The organism is Sanguibacter gelidistatuariae, from assembly GCF_900096585.1.
Lineage (GTDB): Bacteria > Actinomycetota > Actinomycetes > Actinomycetales > Cellulomonadaceae > Sanguibacter > Sanguibacter gelidistatuariae.
This window is the reverse complement of record NZ_FMYH01000002.1, coordinates 442,789-460,202: the sequence shown is the minus strand read 5'-3', so window position 1 is coordinate 460,202 and position 17,414 is coordinate 442,789. Positions and strand designations below refer to the sequence as shown.

Below are 17,414 nucleotides of genomic sequence, written 5' to 3'. Positions count from 1 at the left end.
GACGGGACCTTCGAGACAACGCGGAAAGACGGAAACCTGGCTGGACCATGCACGACCCCTTCGTCGAAGCGCGCATCGTTGCGCGCATCACTGATTGGGCCAGACAGTACGCGTTGCTGCAAGTTGCAGCAAGCAACGCGGATTTTGTTGCAGACCGGTTCCTGAAGGTGTTCAAAAATGCGGTCGATACGGGATGAAAACGCACATCATTCTTGCAGTTGATTCATCCCATTATTGGGCGCATGTCGGCTGCCGACCACTCGATCAGGTGACCCCGTAGGGCTCCCAGCCCGACCCGAGCCGCGCTCGGACCTTGGCGAGCGCGCCTTCGGAGGCCGAGGCGACCGATCCGCCCGCGAACGGAGGCTGAGGGTCGTACTCGATCAACAGCTGGATGGCCTCGGCCGTCACCTGATCGGTGAGCAGTGCGGCGAGGGTCAGCGCCATGTCGATCCCGGACGAGACCCCGGCGGCGGTGATGATCTTGCCCTGGGTGACCACACGGTCGGGGACGTAGGTCGCTCCCCATGCCTGGAGCTCACGGACCGCCGAGAAGTGCGTGGTCGCCGTCAATCCGTCGAGCAGCCCCGCCGCTCCCAGCAACAACGATCCGGTGCAGACCGACGTCGTCCAGGTGGTCGAGGCGTGGATGTGCTGGATCCAGGCGAGCATCTCGGGCATGTCTCCGTGCACCCTGGACCCCGGGCCGCCCGGGACCACCAGGACGTCCGCGTGGTCGACGTCGTCGAAGGTCGCGTCGACGGACAGCTTGATCAGACCACGGTCGTCCGTCACGATCCCCGTGGACTCTGCGACGAGGACGACCTCCACGTCCGGCAGGTTCACCAGGACCTGGTACGGGCCGATGATGTCGAGGCTCGTGAACCGAGGGAACACGGGGATCGCGACGCGCATGGGTCCGAGCAGTCCGTCAGATCAGGCCGAGCGCCCGCACTGCAAGGCGCTCCTCGACCAGCTCGGCGACCGAGGCGTCGATCCGCTCCCGTGAGAACTCACCGATCTCGAGTCCCTGGACGATCTCCCACGACCCGCCGCGCGAGACCACCGGGAAGGAGGAGACCAAGCCCTCGGGCACCCCGTACGACCCGTCCGAGACGATGCCCGCGGACGTCCAGTCACCCTCGCGCGTCCCGTTGACCCAGTCGTAGACGTGGTCGATGGCCGCGTTAGCCGCGGATGCCGCCGACGACGCACCGCGCGCCGCGATGATCGCCGCACCGCGGGTGGCCACGACCGGGATGAACTCCTCGGTCAGCCAGGCGGAGTCCTCGGTCAGGACGTGCGACGACTGTCCGGCGATCTCCGCGTGGAAGAGGTCCGGGTACTGCGTCGCAGAGTGGTTCCCCCAGATGGTGAGCTTGCGGACGTCGTCCACGGCCACACCGGCGCGCTTGGCCACCTGGGTCAGCGCCCTGTTGTGATCGAGGCGCGTCATCGCGCTGAACCGATCCTTGGGGACGTCGGGGGCGTTGCTTGCGGCGATGAGCGCGTTCGTGTTGGCGGGGTTGCCGACCACGAGGACACGGATGTCGTCTGCGGCGACGGCGTTGATCGCCTCGCCCTGCGGGCGGAAGATCCCACCGTTGGCCTCGAGCAGGTCGCTCCGCTCCATGCCCTTGGCCCGCGGGCGGGCACCCACCAGAAGCGCGATGTTCGCGCCGTCGAAGCCGTCGCGGGGGTTGTCGAAGATGTCGATGCCGGCGAGCAGGGGAAAGGCGCAGTCGTCGAGCTCCATCGCGGTCCCCTCGGCGGCCTTGACCCCCTGCGGGATCTCCAGCAGCCGCAGGCGGACCGGCACGTCCGGGCCGAGCAGCTGACCGGAGGCGATCCGGAAGAGGAGGGCGTAGCCGATCTGGCCGGCCGCTCCGGTGACGGTCACATTGACGATCGCGTTCATCACAACTCCTTTGTTCGCAAACACTCCCTTCATAGTGGCCCATCCGGCACGTCGATACTGGTCCGACGCGCGGCGGGGCAACCCGCCGAGTCCAGGGCCGTGAGGAGCTCCCCGTGAGAAGCCTCCTCGACTGTCATGTGTTTCACAGGTGATCATGGAACTATTCACTCCGAAGCGGAACTATGCATGCCGTCGAGGCAGCGCTACGGTTCATCTGTTCGGCCCATCTCTTTGAGAACCTCTCTCCTCCACACGACAGGATCATCATGTCTCAGGACGCCTCTGCGCAGCAGACACCCATCACGGAGACCGTGGTCATCGACCACGAGCGCGACGCGCACTCCTCCCGACCGGCCTTGTTCACGTCCTCGCCGTTCGCACTCATCGGCGCCGAGCTGCTCGGAACCTTCCTGCTGGTGTTCGTGGGTGTGGGCATGGCGCTCTACGCCTCCCTCCAGGGCATCGGCTCGCTCGAGGTCGCGCTCGGCTTCGGCGTCGCGCTGATCGCCGGCATCGCCGCCGTCGGGCACATCTCCGGTGGCCACTTCAATCCGGCCGTGACCTTCGGCGCCGCCCTCGCGGGCCGCACGCCGTGGAAGCTCGTGCCGGTCTACTGGATCACGCAGATCGTCGGCGCGGTCGCAGCGGCCGCCGCACTCTTCGCCACCATCCCGAAGTCGCTCACAACCGGCGACACCGCGGCCTACTCGAGCCTGAAGAACTTCTTCTCGGCGACGGCCAACGGCTTCGGCGATCACTCCCCCGCCTTCGCCTCGGCCCAGAAGGCGTTCTTCGCCCCCTACCTGGCTCAGGGTGCGACCCAGGCGCAGATCAACGACGCGATCAACTCCGGTCAGCTCGTCCTGCCGACGTTCACAAAGTTCGACCTGACCGCCGTCGCGATCATGGAGGTCATCGCGACCGCCCTGTTCGTCGGCGTGATCCTCGCGGTGACCGACAAGCGCGTGAAGGCCAAGTCCGCCCCGATCGTCATCGGACTCACGTTCTTCATCTTGCTGATGCTCGCCACACCGTTCGACGGCGGATCGCTCAACCCGGCACGTTCGCTCGCCGCGGCGCTGTTCTCCGACGGCTGGGCGCTGAGCCAGGTCTGGATCTTCTGGGTCGCCCCGCTCGTCGGTGCCGCGATCGCCGCGCTCTTCTACCGCGGCTTCGCGGGTGAAGAGACCGTCGTCGACTACGTCTACTACGGCGACGTCGCGGTCGAGGGTGGCCTCGAGCTCGACGAGATCGCGGTCGAAGAGGACGCCGCGGCGGCCTCCGACGTGGTCGTCGAGGAGGTCGTGGTCGAGGAGATTGTCGTGGTCGAGGAGGTCAAGGCCGCCGAGCCCGACGCCGAGTCCGACAACGGCGAGTCCGACAAGAAGTAGCCCCACCGGTCCGCTCGCTCGACCAGCTCCACCCCACGAGGTCGTCTATCTCGCTCAAGCGAGATTGACGACCTCGTCGGCGTTCAGGTGCCCGTGCTAGATGTTGGGGGCGGTCTGCGCCAGCACGGCGATGGCCGCGGCGAGAGAGAAGTACATCGCAGCGTCGAGGCCGCGGGAGCGGATGGCGATGCCCACCAGTCCAGGGCCGGGGACGACGAGCCGAGCCACCCCCGCGCCGACCAGTACCCCGGCGAGGCCGAGGGCTCCTAGCCGCGCGCCCTCGAGGAGCGTGACGACCGCCACGACGACGACCGCTGCGCAGATGGTCCACATGGCTGTGGTCCGCCGTGGTGCGGGGGTACGGGGACGCTGAGGGGTCGGGACGTCCGGGGTCGGCAAGCCATCGGCGCTCTGGGGCGCCGGCACCTGATTTCCGTTGTCGACCATCACGCTGCCTGTCACGTCCACGAGCACTTCACCGCACTGAGACTACCGTTGCGACCATGGAACCGACGCACCACACGACGCCCGCCCCCGACGAGCCGGGCGTGCGCCCGCCACGGTCCGTGCTTGTCGTCGGAGCTGGTCTGGCCGGGACGCAGACCGCCGCGGCCTTGCGCGGGCACGGCTTCACCGGGCATCTGACAGTACTGGGGGCCGAGGGCCTGCCCCCCTACGACCGCCCGCCGCTGTCCAAGGAGCTGTTCACGCGGCGGGCGCCGGCGTGGCTCACCGACGAGCTCGGCGTCGACCTCTCCCAGCTCGCCGACGAGCTTGTGCTCGGCGATGCCGCGCGGCACCTCGAGCACCCCGTCCCGCTCGCTGACCACTCGGTCTCCGTCGCCACCGCGAGCGGGCGCCGGGTGCACGCGGACGTCGTCGTGCTCGCCTGCGGGTCGGTGCCAGTGAGACCGGCCGGGTGGGAGGACGCGGTGACCCTGCACGGTGCCACCGACGCCGACCACCTGCGCTCCCGGCTCGTGCCCGGCGCGCGACTGGTGTGCATCGGCGCGGGCTGGATCGGCGCCGAGGTCGCCGGCGCGGCCGCAGCGGCCGGGTGCGAGGTGACCGTGATCGAGGCCGCCGGGGTCCCGCTGCACCGCCAGCTTGGCCCCACGGTCGGCGCGCACCTGAGCCGCTGGTACGACGCCGCGGGCGTCACCCTGGTGACCGGCGCTCCCGTGGTGGGCGTCGATGCGAGCGGCGTCCACCTGGGGACGACGACCCCGCGGGCGATCCCGGCCGACGTCGTCCTCGCCGCGGTCGGCGCCCGTCCGGCGACCGACTGGTTGGCCGATGCTCTCCCCCGCGACGCCCGCGGAGCGATCCGGGTGGACGCCCGCGGCAGGGTCGTCGAGACCGGCACGGTGGCGGGCGGAACCCTGTTCGCCGTCGGCGACTGCGCCACCCGGGCAGATCCGGTGTGGGACCAGGTGCCGGGTGGTCACTGGTCGGCTGCGCTGCTTGATCCCGACGCGGTCGCTCGCGAGATCCTGGGTCTGGAGCCGGGTGCCGGGCACGCACCGTACGTGTTCTCCACCCAGCTCGGTCACGACCTGGCGCTCTTCGGTCTCCCCGACCCGGTCACGGACTCGGTCGTGCTGCGCGGCGACCCCGCCGGCGCCGGGTGGGCGGCCCTCTACGTCTCCCCCGCGGGCCTGGTCACCGGGATGTTTGTGGTCGACTCCCCCAAGGACGTCGCCGCGGCGCGCCGGATGATGGTCGGCGGGCCGGTCAAGCTCGATCTCTTGCGGGCCGCCGACCCGCAGGTCTCCCTGCGGGCGACGCTCGTCTGAGCAGGCCGTCTGACCTCGCGGGACGCGCGAACGGCGCCACCCGGTCGGGATGGCGCCGTCAGCTCAGGTCGTCTCAGTGCGCGAAGTGCCGCGTCCCGGTCAGATACAGCGTGACGCCCGCAGCCTGTGCGGCGGCGATGACCTCGTCGTCGCGAACCGAGCCGCCGGGCTGGACGACGGCGCGCACGCCGGCGTCGAGCAGCACCTGGAGGCCGTCGGCGAAGGGGAAGAACGCGTCCGAGGCGGCCACGGCCCCGCGGGCGCGCTCCGTGTCGCCCGTGTTGGCGCGCTCGACCGCGAGCTTGCACGAGTCGACGCGGTTGACCTGGCCCATGCCCACGCCGACCGACGCGCCGCCCGAGGCGATGAGGATCGCGTTGGACTTCACGGCACGCACCGCGCGCCAGGCGAACTCGAGGTCGGCGAGGGTCGCGGCGTCCGCGGCCTCACCGGTCGCGAGGGTCCAGTGCTCGGGCGAGTCACCGCCGGTCTCAGAGGCGGCATCGATCCGGTCGACCGCCTGCATGAGCAGGCCGCCGCTGATCGGGCGCAGCTCCACGGCGGCGCTCGGCGCGCCGTCGACCTGGAGCAGGCGGATGTTCTTCTTCGCGGTGAGGATCTCGATCGCCTCGGGCTCGAAGCCCGGCGCGACGACGACCTCGGTGAAGATCGGGGCGATCTGCTCCGCGGCTTCCTTGGTGATGACGGCGTTCGCGGCGATCACGCCACCGAAGGCGCTCATCGGGTCGCAGGCGTGGGCCTTGGCGTGCGCGTCGGCGATGGACTCGCCCACCGCGATGCCGCAGGGGTTGGCGTGCTTGATGATGGCCACGGTGGGGCCGGTGTGGTCGTGCGCGGCGCGCCAGGCGGCGTCGGCGTCGACGTAGTTGTTGTAGCTCATCGCCTTGCCGTGCAGCTGGGTGGCCTGGGCGAGGCCCGCGGGGCCGTAGCCGTTCGTGTACAGGGCGGCGCGCTGGTGCGGGTTCTCGCCGTAGCGCAGCACGTCGGAGCGGTTCCAGGTGGCACCGACCCAGGCCGGGAAGCCGGTCGAGACGGGGCCGTCGGGGGTCTCGACGGCGTCGGTCGGGGAGACGACCGAGCTCATCCAGCTGGCCACGGCCACGTCGTACGTCGCGGTGTGGACAAAAGCCTGCGCGGCGAGCGCCTTGCGCTGGGCGTAGGTGAAACCGCCCGCGGCCACGGCCGCCGTCACGGCCGGGTAGCTCGTCGGGTCGACGACGACGGCCACGCTCGGGTGGTTCTTCGCGGCTGCGCGCACCATGGACGGTCCGCCGATGTCGATCTGCTCGACGCACTCGTCAGGCGTCGCGCCGGAGTCGACGGTCGCGGTGAAGGGGTAAAGGTTGACGATGACCAGTTCGAAGGGCTCGATGCCGAGGTCGGCGAGCTGGGCGAGGTGGTCGGCCTTACGGGTGTCGGCGAGGATGCCGGCGTGCACGCGCGGGTGCAGCGTCTTGACGCGGCCCTCGAGGCACTCGGGGAAGCCGGTGAGGGTCTCGACGCCGGTCACGGGTACGCCCGCGGCGGCGATCGTCGAGGCGGTCGACCCGGTCGAGACGATCTCGATTCCGGCCGTGTGCAGGGCCTGAGCGAGGTCCGTCAGGCCGGTCTTGTCGTAGACGCTGATCAGGGCGCGGCGCACGGGACGCTGGGCCTCGTCGGCGATCGCCGGGATCGGTGTGGAGGAGTGAGCGGCGGACATCTGGTGTTCTCCTGTCGTGGCGGTTCGAGCGTGACCCGCATCTGCGGTCTGTCACTTCGGTGAACCCAGGCGCCCAGGCGGACGGCGCCACGCAGCCTCCGGCTGAACCAGAACCTGCACAGGGACTTCCCGGCCGCTCCCCGGTGGTGAACCCCACCCTCGCCAGTCGCGACCGTTGACGATTCTACCGGGTTTCTAGCCGACGTCGACGATCAGCCCGACCCCCGCCGCGGCCGTCGCGATCGTCGCGTCGAAGACCCCGGCGAGGTCGGCGGTGACATTGTGAAAGTGCCCGAACAGCTCTGCGCTGATCGCGCCGAGGACGCAGGAGAAGAGCGTGAAGGAGCGCACGATCATCAGCTCGATCTGGCGAGTCTGCTCAGGACTGCCCGACGCCGGGTCGTAGCCTGCGAAGGCGAAGGTCTCCGCCGTGATGAGGCCCGTGGTGGGGAACTCTGGTCCGGTGGGCGCGAGCGTCCCGGCCGCCTCGGCGTCGCGGGTGACGGCGATGATCACGGCCCACAGGCGGGTCGCGGCCGCGACCGTGTCGGTGGGCGCCCGGTAGCCGGGGACGGGCGTTCCGTAGATGAGCTCGTAGGAGCGGGGGTGGGCCAGGGCCCACGCCCGCAGCGCCCGCGCGACGGCGAGCCACACCTGGGCGGGGCCGTCCCCGCGCCCGCGGGCGGCCGTCGCGGCGCCCTCGCAGGCCAGCCCGGCGGCGTTGTACCCGTCGACGATGAGCAGCGTCAGCAGCGCGTCGCGAGAGTCGACGTAGCGGTAGACCGCGGAGGACGCCATGCCGAGGTCGCGGGCGATCGCGCGCAGGGACAGCGCTGCGGCGCCGTCAGTGTCCAGGCGTGCGTTCGCGGCGGCGAGGAGCTCGGCCATGACCTCGGCGCGAGCGCGTTCGCGGGCGGTGCGGGGCGCGTTCGGCTGGTCCGGCTGAATCATGGCCTCACTCTGCCCCAGAGAGTTCGCTGCACGCAAAAGAGAGCACCGCTCTTGACAGCTCATGCCGCGGGGTGTGAGCATTGTTCGCAACGGAGAGCACTGCTCTCGTTTTGACCGGGTCGCCCCCGGATCGATCAGATCGGAGCACGACCATGACCGTCCACGTCATCATCGGCAAGGGACCCATCGGCTCGACGACCGCCGAGCTGCTGCTCGCCCGCGGCGAGGAGGTCCGGATGGTCAGCCGCTCCGGCGCGCCGGATGCCACGAGCCGCCGGTCGCTGCACGACGTCGAGCACGTCGCCGCGGATGCCTCCGACGCCGCCAGCCTCACCCGTGCGACAGTCGGCGCGGACGTCGTCTACAACTGCGTCAACCCCGCCTACCACCGCTGGGCCACGGACTGGCCGCCGATCTCCAATGCGCTGCTCAGCGCCGCGCAGGCCCACGACGCGGTCCTGGTCACGGCCGCGAACCTCTACGTCTACGGCCCCACCTTCGGCCCGATGACCGAGCAGAGCCCGCTCGCGAGCAAGGACACCAAGGGCCAGGTCCGCGCCCAGATGTGGCTCGAGGCAAAGCGCCGCCACGACGCCGGCCAGGTGCGCATCACCGAGGTCCGGGCCAGCGACTACATCGGCCCGCGCGCGCTGATCTCGTCGCACGTGGGTGAACGCCTGCTCGAGCCGCTCCTCGCGGGCAAGACGATCCGCCCGATCGGCAGCGCCGACCAGCCACACACCTGGACCTACCTGCCCGACCTCGCCCGGGCGCTCCTCGCAGCAGGAGAGACCGAGGCCGCCTGGGGCCAGGCGTGGCACGGGCCGTCACCGCAGGCGCGGACCTTCCGCGAGGTCGCGTGCGGGTTCGCCCGCGAAGCAGGCATGGCCGAGCCGCGGATCAGTCCGGTCCCCCTCTGGGCAGTCGCCGCGCTGGGAACCGTGCAGCCGATGCTGCGGGAGGTTGCCCGGATCGGCTACCAGTTCACCGAGCCGTTCGTCATGGAGTCAGCGACCGCCGAGCAGGTCCTCGCGGTGACCCCGTCGAGCTGGGACACCATCACGACGGACACCCTGGCGTGGTGGAACGCCCGGGCGATGTAGCTCAGGCGGGGGTGACGGTGACGCGGCGGCCGTCGACCGTCAACGTGCCGGTCGCGATCCGGCTCACCCAGTCGACGAGGAGCTGGCGCTCGACCGTCTTGATCCGCTCGTGCAGGGTCGACTCGTCGTCGCCTGGCTCGACCGGCACGGCCGCCTGGGCGATGATCGGGCCGGTGTCGATGCCCTCGTCGATCAGGTGCACGGTGCATCCGGTGATCCGCACGCCGTAGGCGAGCGCGTCCCGCACCCCGTGCGCGCCGGGGAAGGCGGGCAGCAACGCGGGGTGGGTGTTGATGATCCGGCCCCCGAAGCGGGCGAGAAAGCCCGCCCCGAGCAGGCGCATGAAGCCGGCGCTGACGACGTAGTCGGCGTTGAAGACCGCGACCGTCTCAGCCAGGGCCATGTCCCACTCGGCCCGGGAGTCGAAGTCGGCCGTCTTGACCACGGCGCACGCGATCCCGGCGTCGTGCGCCACATTGATCGCTCCGGCCGCCGGGTTGTCGGTCACGACGGCCACAACGCGTGCGCCGTAGCCGGGGGCGTCGTGCGCCTCGAGCAGCGCGGCGAGGTTGCTGCCCGCGCCGGAGGCGAGCACGACGACGCGTGCGGCCGCGGCGGGGCCGCGCCCCACGACGGTCACCGGGTGGCCTGACGGGGTGCGGGCGGAGTCGTCCTGAGCGCGAGAAGTCACGGACGGAACACTAACGCGTCCCGGCTCCAGGGTCGGTGGGCGTTCCACCCTTCGTGCACGCCACGTCTGTGCACGCCACCCGGCGACATGCGCGATGATAGATCCATGGGAAACCCGTACGCACCGAGGCCACCGGGCACCCCGCCGCCAGACCCACGGCCCTTCCAGCCACAGCTGCCGACCACCGACGACGCCACTACCCCGCCGCACGCCACAAGTCCGGCCAGGACGGCCCGCGCCCACAGGCCCCCGCCCCCGCCGGTCGACCCTGAGACCGCCCGCCTCGCGACCCGCTCAGTCATGCACTTCGGGCTGCTCATGCTGGCCTCGCTGCTCACCAGCTCCCTCGCCCTGCCGTGGCGCTTCGTGAGCGTCGCGATCGCGCTCGTCGCGATCGTCGTGGGGATCCGCGTGCTGCGCCGGATCTGGCGCGCCGGGCTGCGGGGCTTCCTCGTGGCCGCCATGTCGGCCGGGGTCGTCATGACCTTCGTGCTCGCCCTGACCACGCTCGCGGTGATCCCGGTCTGGCAGATCGAGATGGACCGTCAGGCGTGCCTGAACGAGGCCATCACCATCTCGGCCACATCGACCTGCGAGGCCGACTACCAGACGGCGATCACCCGGTACCAGAAGTCCCTCACCGACTAGCCCTGCGACCGCTCCCGGATCGAGGCGCGCAGGCCTGTCCATCCACGGTGCACGGCGGACCACACCTCGTGGCGCACGCACACCAGCAGCACAAGCGCGCCGATCGCGACCTGCGCGGCCACAGTCAGCCCGATGAACACCCCCGACGCACCCACCTCACCCAGACGCCCCGGTCCCCCGACACCCGAGGCCAGCGCCACGAGGACCCCGGAGACGAGTCCGGCTCCCGCGCCCACGAGGGCCGCCAGCACGAACACGTGCCACCACGCGATCCGTTCCATCCTGCGGTGCACGAACCATCCCCCGAGCGCGCCCGCGCACCCGACGAGCACCGGGGCCCACACGACCAGGCCCGCGCCCGTCGTCGGGCCGGGAAGGGCGCCGAGCAGCGGCAGCGCGGGCAGCGGGGCGGACGTCACCGCGTCGAGGCCGAAGTGCGTCCCAGCGCCGACTGAGAAGCCCGGCCCGGCGAGCCAGGCGAGCGCCCACACGACAAGGTTGGGGACCAGCGCGAGCTGCGCGACCGCGAGGGACACCCCGCTCGCGCTGTCCAGGGCGAGCCCGCGCACGACGTCGGTCACCGTCGTGTGCTCGGCGACCATCCAGGTGGCCACGACCACGCCGGCCATGAAGACGATTGAGCTCGCCGCGACCATGCCGCCGCGCGTGCCCACCCGGATGAGGACGTGTACCCGCATGACGACGGCGTGCAGGCCGTCCGCGAGGTCGCCAGCGTCGGGCCGGGCGAGCGCGCCCCAGGACAGCCCGATCGCGCCGATGACCAGGGCGCCACCGGCCGCGGAGGTCAGCTGGACGGGGCTGACGGCGCCGGCGAGGAGCGCGAGCAGCAGCACACCGGCGAGGTAGGTGCCTAGGCCCGCGAGGAGCGCGGACCAGTGCGGTGTCATGGTGCGCCGCGCGCAGACGTAGGCGCCGAAGATCGCCACGGCGCTCACCCCGAGCGGCACGATGGTCAGATCGGCAACGCCCGTGGCGAGCGGGACCGAATGCCCGAGCAGCCACACCCGGGTGGAGATCGACACAGCCCCGCCCCAGCTGGTCGATGCGCCGGCCACCTGTGCGGCGGCCGTCACGGCCATCGCGATCGCAGGGATGACGACGGCCGCGAAGGAGAAGATCAGCGCCTGGGTGGCGGCGAGCACCCCTGAGACCCACGGCGCCGCACCGTCGATCGAGCTGCGCACGGAGTCGCCCGGCAGCCGTTGCTCGAGGGTCTGGCGCAAGGCTCGCAGGCGTCCCGGCGGCTGGGTGGGGGGAGGTGCAGAAGTCACGTGGTCATCGTCTCTCGAAGGTCCGCCCCGGGCCGGGAGGAGGGACGGCGCGCCTGGTTGTGAGGCGCGTCGCGCTGACTTCCGACGCGCTCGCACCTGCCCGACGACGCAGCGACGCCCGCCCCGAAGGCATCGGGACGGGCGCCGGTTGCGGCCCGCGGAGCGGGACCAGGTGTTTCAGCTCACGCAGTTCAGGCGGAGAGGATCCCCCGCATGAGCTCGGCGGCCTCGGACGGCGTCTTGCCAACCTTGACGCCAGCGGCCTCGAGGGCCTCCTTCTTCGCCTGCGCGGTGCCCGAGGAACCGGAGACGATGGCGCCGGCGTGGCCCATCGTCTTGCCCTCGGGAGCCGTGAAGCCTGCGACGTAGCCGACGACCGGCTTGGTCACGTGCTCCTTGATGTACGCGGCGGCACGCTCTTCGGCGTCGCCACCGATCTCGCCGATCATGACGATCGCGGCGGTCGCCGGGTCGGCCTCGAACGCTGCGAGGGCGTCGATGTGCGTGGTCCCGATGATCGGGTCCCCGCCGATGCCGATGGCGGTGGAGAAGCCGAAGTCACGCAGCTCGTACATCATCTGGTACGTCAGCGTGCCGGACTTCGACACGAGGCCGATCTTGCCGGCGCCGGCGATGTTCGCGGGGATGATGCCCACGTTGGAGAGTCCGGGGCTGATCAGACCGGGGCAGTTCGGGCCGATGAGCCGGACGCCCTTCTCCTGCGCGAGCGTGAAGAACTCCGCGGTGTCCTTGACGGGGACGCCCTCGGTGATGATCACGACGAGCGGGATCTGCGCCTCGATGGCCTCGACGACGGCGGCCTTGGTGTGGGCCGGCGGGACGAAGATGACCGAGACGTCGGCGCCGGTGGCCGCCATGGCCTCGGCGACGGAGCCAAAGACGGGGACGTCGACCGACGCCTCGTCGTTCGCGAAGGCGACGGACGTGCCCGCCTTGCGCGGGTTCACCCCGCCGACGATGTTCGTGCCCGAGGCGAGCATGCGCGCGGTGTGCTTCTGCCCCTCGGAGCCGGTCATGCCCTGAACGATGACCTTGGAGTCCTCAGTGATGAAGATTGCCATTGTTGTGTCGCTTCTTCTCTCTGGGTACGGATCAGGCGGAGGCGTTGGCCAGCTCGGCAGCCTTGTCGGCGCCGCCGTCCATCGTCTCGGCGAGGGTCACGAGCGGGTGGGCAGCCTCAGCGAGGATGCGACGGCCTTCTTCGACCTTGTTGCCGTCGAGACGGACCACGAGCGGCTTCGTCGCTGCGGCGCCGAGCACCTTGAGGGCGCCGACGATGCCGTTGGCGACAGCGTCACAGGCGGTGATGCCGCCGAAGACGTTGACGAAGACGGACTTGACCTGGGCGTCACCGAGGATGACGTCGAGGCCCGCGGCCATGACCTCGGCCGAGGCGCCGCCCCCGATGTCGAGGAAGTTGGCGGGCTTGACGCCGCCGTGACGCTCACCGGCGTAGGCGACGACGTCGAGGGTGCTCATGACGAGACCCGCGCCGTTGCCGATGATCCCGACCGACCCGTCCAGCTTGACGTAGTTGAGGTCGTTCTCCTTGGCCTTGGCCTCGAGGGGGTCGGCCGCGGCCTTGTCCTCGAGCTCGGCGTGATCGGCGTGACGGAAGCCGGCGTTCTCGTCGAGGGTGACCTTGCCGTCGAGGGCGACGATCTGCCCGTCCTCGGTGCGGACCAGGGGGTTGACCTCGACAAGAGTCGCGTCTTCCTCCTTGTAGACGGTCCACAGCTTCTGGAAGGCGTCGACGACCTGGGCCTTGATGTCGTCGGCGAAGCCTGCGGCCTCGGCGATCTCGATGGCCTTGGCTTCGTCGATGCCGACGATCGGGTCGACGGGGATCTTGGCGAGGGCGTCGGGACGCTCGACAGCAAGCTGCTCGATCTCCATGCCGCCCTCGACGCTCGCCATGGCGAGGTAGGAGCGGTTGGACCGGTCGAGGAGCACGGAGAAGTAGAACTCCTCGGCGATCTTCGCGCCGGCTGCGACCATCACACGGTGAACCGTGTGGCCCTTGATGTCCATGCCGAGGATCTGTGCGGCCTGTTCGGCTGCCTCGTCGGGGGTGTGGGCGAGCTTGACGCCGCCCGCCTTCCCGCGGCCTCCGACCTTGACCTGCGCCTTGACGACAACAGTTCCTCCGCCGAGCTCTTCTGCTGCTGCGCGAGCTTCTTCAGGGGTGGTGGCGACCACTCCCCCCAGCACGGGCACGCCGTGCTTCTCGAAGATGTCGCGTGCCTGGTATTCGAACAGGTCCACCCTGCTGCGTCCTTCCGTCGACCGGTACACACATGTGTCTCGACGTCGAGACACTTTCTTACAGACTAGTGCCGATCCGCGGATCGGGACTCCTGACAAGGTGTCAGGTACAACACAGTCGCCCGGTTGCCTCCGGCACAGTCGCCCGATGGGCTCCGCGAGGGCACAGACGTTCCCAGCCGGGTCCGCGACGTAGGCGACGGTGTCACCCCACGGCTTGGCCGACGGCGCGGCGAGCAGACGGCCACCCGCCTCGAGCGCCGTCGCCAGCGACCGCTCGACGCTCTCGCAGCCGAGGTACACCTCGGTCCGGGAGAGAGCCATGCCGCCGGGTGGTGGCACGGCTCGCGCCCCGAGCCCGAGGTTGCGCAGGTAGGCCCCGACCTCGTAGATGCCCAGGCGGCGCCCTTGGGGTGAGCGCATCTCGACCTAGACGGGCGAGTCGACGTCCCTCACCCAGCCGGTCACGGCCTCGTAGAACGAGGCGAGCGCCGCGGGGTCCTCAGCCGCGAGGATGACCAGCGTGAGATCGACCGACGGTGGCATGGTCTCAGACCACCTCGGAGGGCTGGACGACGACGATGCCCGCTCCGGAGTGCACGTCGTCGTGGGGCTGGTCGAAGAGTTGGCTGAGCATGGACGACAGGATGGCGGGGCGGCATGCCAGCCGTCATTCCACCGAACCTGCTGGTTGGGTGCGCTGCGCCCGCGCACCGCACCCGGATGGTGCAGCCGATCTGGACGGATCAGTCCGCTTCGGTGCCGGCCGGGTTCGCGTCGGCCGCAGTTGCAGCTCGCGGCAGCGCTCGTTGCGCTCGTTGCGCTCGTTGCGCTCGTTGCGCTCGTTCGGGCAGAGGCTTCAGGCTGCTCGCTCGCCGGCCGCATAACTGCCGGGGGTGTGGATCTGCCAGCCGTTATCGTAGGTCATCGCAATGTTCTCACCGTCGACCCGGTGGTGATGGTGACGGCACAGCAGTGCGCCGTTGGACGGCGTGGTCTCCCCTCCGTCGGCCCAGTGCCGAATCGCGTGGTGGACTTCGCAGACGTGGGGTGGCGCGTCGCAGTCGGGCCAGACGCAGTGTCGGTCGCGGGCGACGATGGCTCGGCGGTGCTCTTTGGTGAAGGTCCGTTTCGTGCGGCCGATGTTGAGGATCTGGGAGTCGGGTCCGAAGATTATCCGCGTGACTTCCCCGTCGCAGGCGATGCGTCTCAGGACCGCGTCGGGGATGGGGCCGGTGCCGTCTTCCCAGGTCGCATACCCGGCGCGCAGGCGCGCTTCGAGAGTCTGCGGGGTCCACGTCGGGGCGACCACAGGACCCGGGCCCCAGTGACCACTGTCCTGGGACGCGGCGATCGCCTGCGCCAGGGACGTCTCCGGCACGGGGCCGGCGGTCGCAGCGGGTCTCTCGCCGGGGGCCGCGGTCGCAGTCGCAGTCGCAGTCGCAGTCGCAGTCGCAGGGTGACCCGAGCACGTCGACGTGCCGTCCAGGTCGCCGGCCTCACCACTGCTCGCGTGGTCGTAGAGCCGCGTGAACTCCTCCCAGGTGATCATCACCGAGAGGTGCGGGCGGACGTTGGCGCCCTTGCCGGCGACCCCACCGTCCAGGACCAGGTGGGCCAGGTCGATCAGGGAACCGGCCTTACGCAGGTCCGCCGGACGCAGGTCATCGGCGGCAGGGACACCGGCGACCGCCCGGAGCGCGGCGTTGACGGTCTGGCCGTTCTCGGTCGTGACGAACCCGCTGATCTGCATCCCACCCAGAGTCGGGGAGATCTGCAGGAACTCCCGCTCGTCGGCGTCCTTGAACGCCTTGTCCTGCGCGGCTGGGTCGGCGACGACCGTGAATTCTTTGACGATCCGGTTGAACTGAGGGAACCCCCACACCCCGGCGTGGCCCAGGAGCATCTCCTCACCCGTGCACACCCGCCCCGGCGTTCCACCCGATCCAGGCGCCTGGCCCAGGCCAGCCGCCTCACCCGGTTCGGGGGTATCACTGGTCACCGAACTGGCCAACGCCACGCGCAGGGGCTCGGTCGTGGTGGCTTTGACCATCGTGGCCACATGCTCACCGGTGATCAACCCCGCCCGAGCCGCGACGCCCGTGGCAGGCAGGTGATCACGCACCGCAACCGCCGCCGCGACCGTCCGGGCCGCCAACGACCTCGACAACCCCTCCGCCTTCGCCACCCACGACCCGAAAGAATGCATCGTCTCCGCCCGCCAGCACCCGTCGGCCTCCACCCGGCCCACGCACCCCAACCGCACCGCGTCCAACCTGCCCACCGCGTCGTGAATCCGCCGCGACATCTCCGCAGCCACCGGACCCGACAACGCCGTCAGGTCCACCGACGCCATCACCTCCACCAGGGACTCCATCAGATCCAGCTGCCCGAACAGGCCCGCCGGCACAACCGAGAGACCAGCACCCGACGCCCCCGCATCAGCCCCGTCGCGGGCGCGGTCGCCGTCGTGGTCGTCTGCGCGGTCGCCTGCGCGGTCGTCGGCGGCGGCGGGATCAACATCGCCCGGATCGCCATCCGCAACTACGTCCGGGTCCGCGACGTCCTCGAACACCACAGGCGCGTGGACGCCAGCACCGGCACCAGCTTCTCCAGCACCAACCGGCCAGCCCGCGCGGATCAGATCCTCGAACGCCGCCTCAAAACAATCCTCGACCAGAGTGCTCACCGGACACGTCGCCACATCGACCCACACGCCAGGGGCAAACTCAATACGCTCAACAACAGGCGCAGCATCAAGCTGGGAGAATGAATTGTTTGAATCCATGACGCGCCTCCCACCCTTGTCGCACCGCCTGATTGGCTACGTTTTCCATTCTATCCAGAGAACACGTGTTCGGCAAGAGGAATGCGCAGTCAAATGTAGCTTCTCGCGGATCATGCGAGCGATCATCAATGATGATGGACCGGCCCATCAGGATTGCGCGAAGAGGACGCGCCTCTGCCGTAGTCAGAATCCGATTCGACACGCCCCCGAGCAAATCAAGCGAGAGGGATCCGGACCGACAGGCGTTCGTGAACACCAATGGGGGCACTCGCATCCCATGAATGGATGTATTTACATCCCATGAATAGGGACCGTCACAGCCCTACCGGCGGCGGTGAGGCTCGTCAGCGACGAACCATGCGGACCTCGCGCATTCCGTCCTCCACCTTGCTCTCGCCGTCCAGGGCGAAGCCGTGCTTGCGATAGAACGCCTGCGCCCGCGGGTTGGGGTCTGCCACCCACAGGCCTGAATGTGTCGGCGGCGCAACAACCGCATTGAGAAGAGACGCGCCAACACCCATGCCGTGGACGACGACGGACACGTACAGCACATAGAGCTGAGCGGACCAGTCGGTGTCAGGTTCTGCAGCGGGGCCAGCCATCGCGATGCCAACGAGCACGTCGTCGCGCAGTGCGACAGCAATCTCGTTGGCTCCGTACCGAGGATCGGTGAGCGCCGCGGTCCAGAATCGCTCGCGCCGACCGACGAAGCCTGGATCGTCGAGAACCGCGTCGTCCATCAGGCCCCGATACGTCTCGCGCCACGATTGCACGTGCAGCCGTGCCATCTGGGGGACGTCACGCTGGATCGCCGACCTGACATCAAA

Annotated in this window: 17 protein-coding genes and 1 riboswitch; of the genes, 6 read left to right on the top strand and 11 right to left on the bottom strand. The window is 69.9% G+C overall.

All coding sequences use genetic code 11. The features are described 5' to 3' along the window. Positions 1 to 47 precede the first annotated feature (47 nt). Complete coding sequence (locus tag BLQ50_RS18595; protein ID WP_175559056.1) at positions 48 to 197, top strand: hypothetical protein; 150 nt, start codon at positions 48 to 50, stop codon at positions 195 to 197. A 67-nt stretch (positions 198 to 264) separates the two neighbouring features. On the opposite strand, the gene BLQ50_RS06920 is transcribed toward BLQ50_RS18595, so the two are convergent. Together BLQ50_RS06920 and BLQ50_RS06915 are read right to left on the bottom strand one after the other, a co-directional pair. Then, on the bottom strand, positions 265 to 915 hold the full coding sequence (locus tag BLQ50_RS06920; protein ID WP_093182315.1) for a DJ-1/PfpI family protein: 651 nt from the start codon (positions 913 to 915) through the stop codon (positions 265 to 267). A 16-nt stretch (positions 916 to 931) separates the two neighbouring features. Continuing rightward, positions 932 to 1,918, bottom strand: a complete 987-nt coding sequence (locus tag BLQ50_RS06915) for a malate dehydrogenase (protein ID WP_093182314.1) — start codon at positions 1,916 to 1,918, stop codon at positions 932 to 934. 266 nt (positions 1,919 to 2,184) lie between these two features. On the opposite strand from BLQ50_RS06915, the gene BLQ50_RS18815 reads away from it, so the two are divergent. Continuing rightward, on the top strand, positions 2,185 to 3,309 hold the full coding sequence (locus tag BLQ50_RS18815) for an MIP/aquaporin family protein (RefSeq protein ID WP_093182312.1): 1,125 nt from the start codon (positions 2,185 to 2,187) through the stop codon (positions 3,307 to 3,309). A 96-nt stretch (positions 3,310 to 3,405) separates the two neighbouring features. Here the strand turns inward: BLQ50_RS18815 and BLQ50_RS06905 are convergent, their stop codons facing one another. Then, complete coding sequence (locus BLQ50_RS06905) at positions 3,406 to 3,642, bottom strand: DUF3017 domain-containing protein (RefSeq protein WP_175559054.1); 237 nt, start codon at positions 3,640 to 3,642, stop codon at positions 3,406 to 3,408. Between the two features lie 170 nt (positions 3,643 to 3,812). Here BLQ50_RS06905 and BLQ50_RS06900 point away from each other — a divergent pair, with 170 nt between their 5' ends. Beyond that, positions 3,813 to 5,105, top strand: coding sequence for an NAD(P)/FAD-dependent oxidoreductase (locus BLQ50_RS06900; protein WP_093182309.1), 1,293 nt, complete (start codon positions 3,813 to 3,815; stop codon positions 5,103 to 5,105). 73 nt (positions 5,106 to 5,178) lie between these two features. On the opposite strand, the gene purH is transcribed toward BLQ50_RS06900, so the two are convergent. After that, positions 5,179 to 6,828: a bifunctional phosphoribosylaminoimidazolecarboxamide formyltransferase/IMP cyclohydrolase gene (gene purH / locus BLQ50_RS06895; RefSeq protein WP_093182308.1), complete on the bottom strand. Its 1,650-nt coding sequence runs from the start codon at positions 6,826 to 6,828 to the stop codon at positions 5,179 to 5,181. Between the two features lie 64 nt (positions 6,829 to 6,892). Continuing rightward, a riboswitch (ZMP/ZTP riboswitch) is annotated at positions 6,893 to 7,008 on the bottom strand. A 15-nt stretch (positions 7,009 to 7,023) separates the two neighbouring features. Further along, positions 7,024 to 7,779 (bottom strand): TetR/AcrR family transcriptional regulator, encoded by a 756-nt coding sequence (locus tag BLQ50_RS06890; protein ID WP_093182306.1) that lies wholly within the window; start codon positions 7,777 to 7,779, stop codon positions 7,024 to 7,026. A 152-nt stretch (positions 7,780 to 7,931) separates the two neighbouring features. Here BLQ50_RS06890 and BLQ50_RS06885 point away from each other — a divergent pair, with 152 nt between their 5' ends. Continuing rightward, positions 7,932 to 8,882 carry an NAD-dependent epimerase/dehydratase family protein gene (locus BLQ50_RS06885; protein WP_093182305.1) on the top strand — a complete coding sequence of 317 codons (951 nt, stop codon included), beginning with the start codon at positions 7,932 to 7,934 and terminating at the stop codon, positions 8,880 to 8,882. 1 nt (position 8,883) lies between these two features. Here the strand turns inward: BLQ50_RS06885 and purN are convergent, their stop codons facing one another. Then, a complete protein-coding gene (purN, locus tag BLQ50_RS06880) occupies positions 8,884 to 9,573 on the bottom strand; it encodes a phosphoribosylglycinamide formyltransferase (protein WP_093182303.1) in 690 nt (229 codons plus the stop codon). Between the two features lie 105 nt (positions 9,574 to 9,678). Here purN and BLQ50_RS18300 point away from each other — a divergent pair, with 105 nt between their 5' ends. Beyond that, a complete protein-coding gene (locus tag BLQ50_RS18300; protein ID WP_139185761.1) occupies positions 9,679 to 10,221 on the top strand; it encodes a hypothetical protein in 543 nt (180 codons plus the stop codon). Here BLQ50_RS18300 and BLQ50_RS06870 read toward each other — a convergent pair. The 4 genes from BLQ50_RS06870 to BLQ50_RS06855 form a co-directional block, all read right to left on the bottom strand. After that, complete coding sequence (locus tag BLQ50_RS06870; RefSeq protein ID WP_139185760.1) at positions 10,218 to 11,513, bottom strand: cell division protein PerM; 1,296 nt, start codon at positions 11,511 to 11,513, stop codon at positions 10,218 to 10,220. The genes BLQ50_RS18300 and BLQ50_RS06870 overlap by 4 nt on opposite strands. Before the next feature lie 191 nt (positions 11,514 to 11,704). Continuing rightward, complete coding sequence (gene sucD, locus BLQ50_RS06865) at positions 11,705 to 12,595, bottom strand: succinate--CoA ligase subunit alpha (protein WP_093182299.1); 891 nt, start codon at positions 12,593 to 12,595, stop codon at positions 11,705 to 11,707. Between the two features lie 31 nt (positions 12,596 to 12,626). Beyond that, positions 12,627 to 13,799 (bottom strand): ADP-forming succinate--CoA ligase subunit beta, encoded by a 1,173-nt coding sequence (sucC, locus tag BLQ50_RS06860; protein ID WP_093182297.1) that lies wholly within the window; start codon positions 13,797 to 13,799, stop codon positions 12,627 to 12,629. 859 nt (positions 13,800 to 14,658) lie between these two features. Next, positions 14,659 to 16,176 carry an HNH endonuclease signature motif containing protein gene (locus BLQ50_RS06855; protein WP_175559053.1) on the bottom strand — a complete coding sequence of 506 codons (1,518 nt, stop codon included), beginning with the start codon at positions 16,174 to 16,176 and terminating at the stop codon, positions 14,659 to 14,661. A gap of 93 nt (positions 16,177 to 16,269) precedes the next feature. On the opposite strand from BLQ50_RS06855, the gene BLQ50_RS18585 reads away from it, so the two are divergent. Further along, entirely contained in the window at positions 16,270 to 16,572 is a 303-nt protein-coding gene (locus tag BLQ50_RS18585) for a hypothetical protein (protein WP_175559052.1), read from the top strand. A gap of 359 nt (positions 16,573 to 16,931) precedes the next feature. Here the strand turns inward: BLQ50_RS18585 and BLQ50_RS06850 are convergent, their stop codons facing one another. Further along, positions 16,932 to 17,375 carry a GNAT family N-acetyltransferase gene (locus tag BLQ50_RS06850; RefSeq protein WP_093182627.1) on the bottom strand — a complete coding sequence of 148 codons (444 nt, stop codon included), beginning with the start codon at positions 17,373 to 17,375 and terminating at the stop codon, positions 16,932 to 16,934. Positions 17,376 to 17,414: the final 39 nt, after the last annotated feature.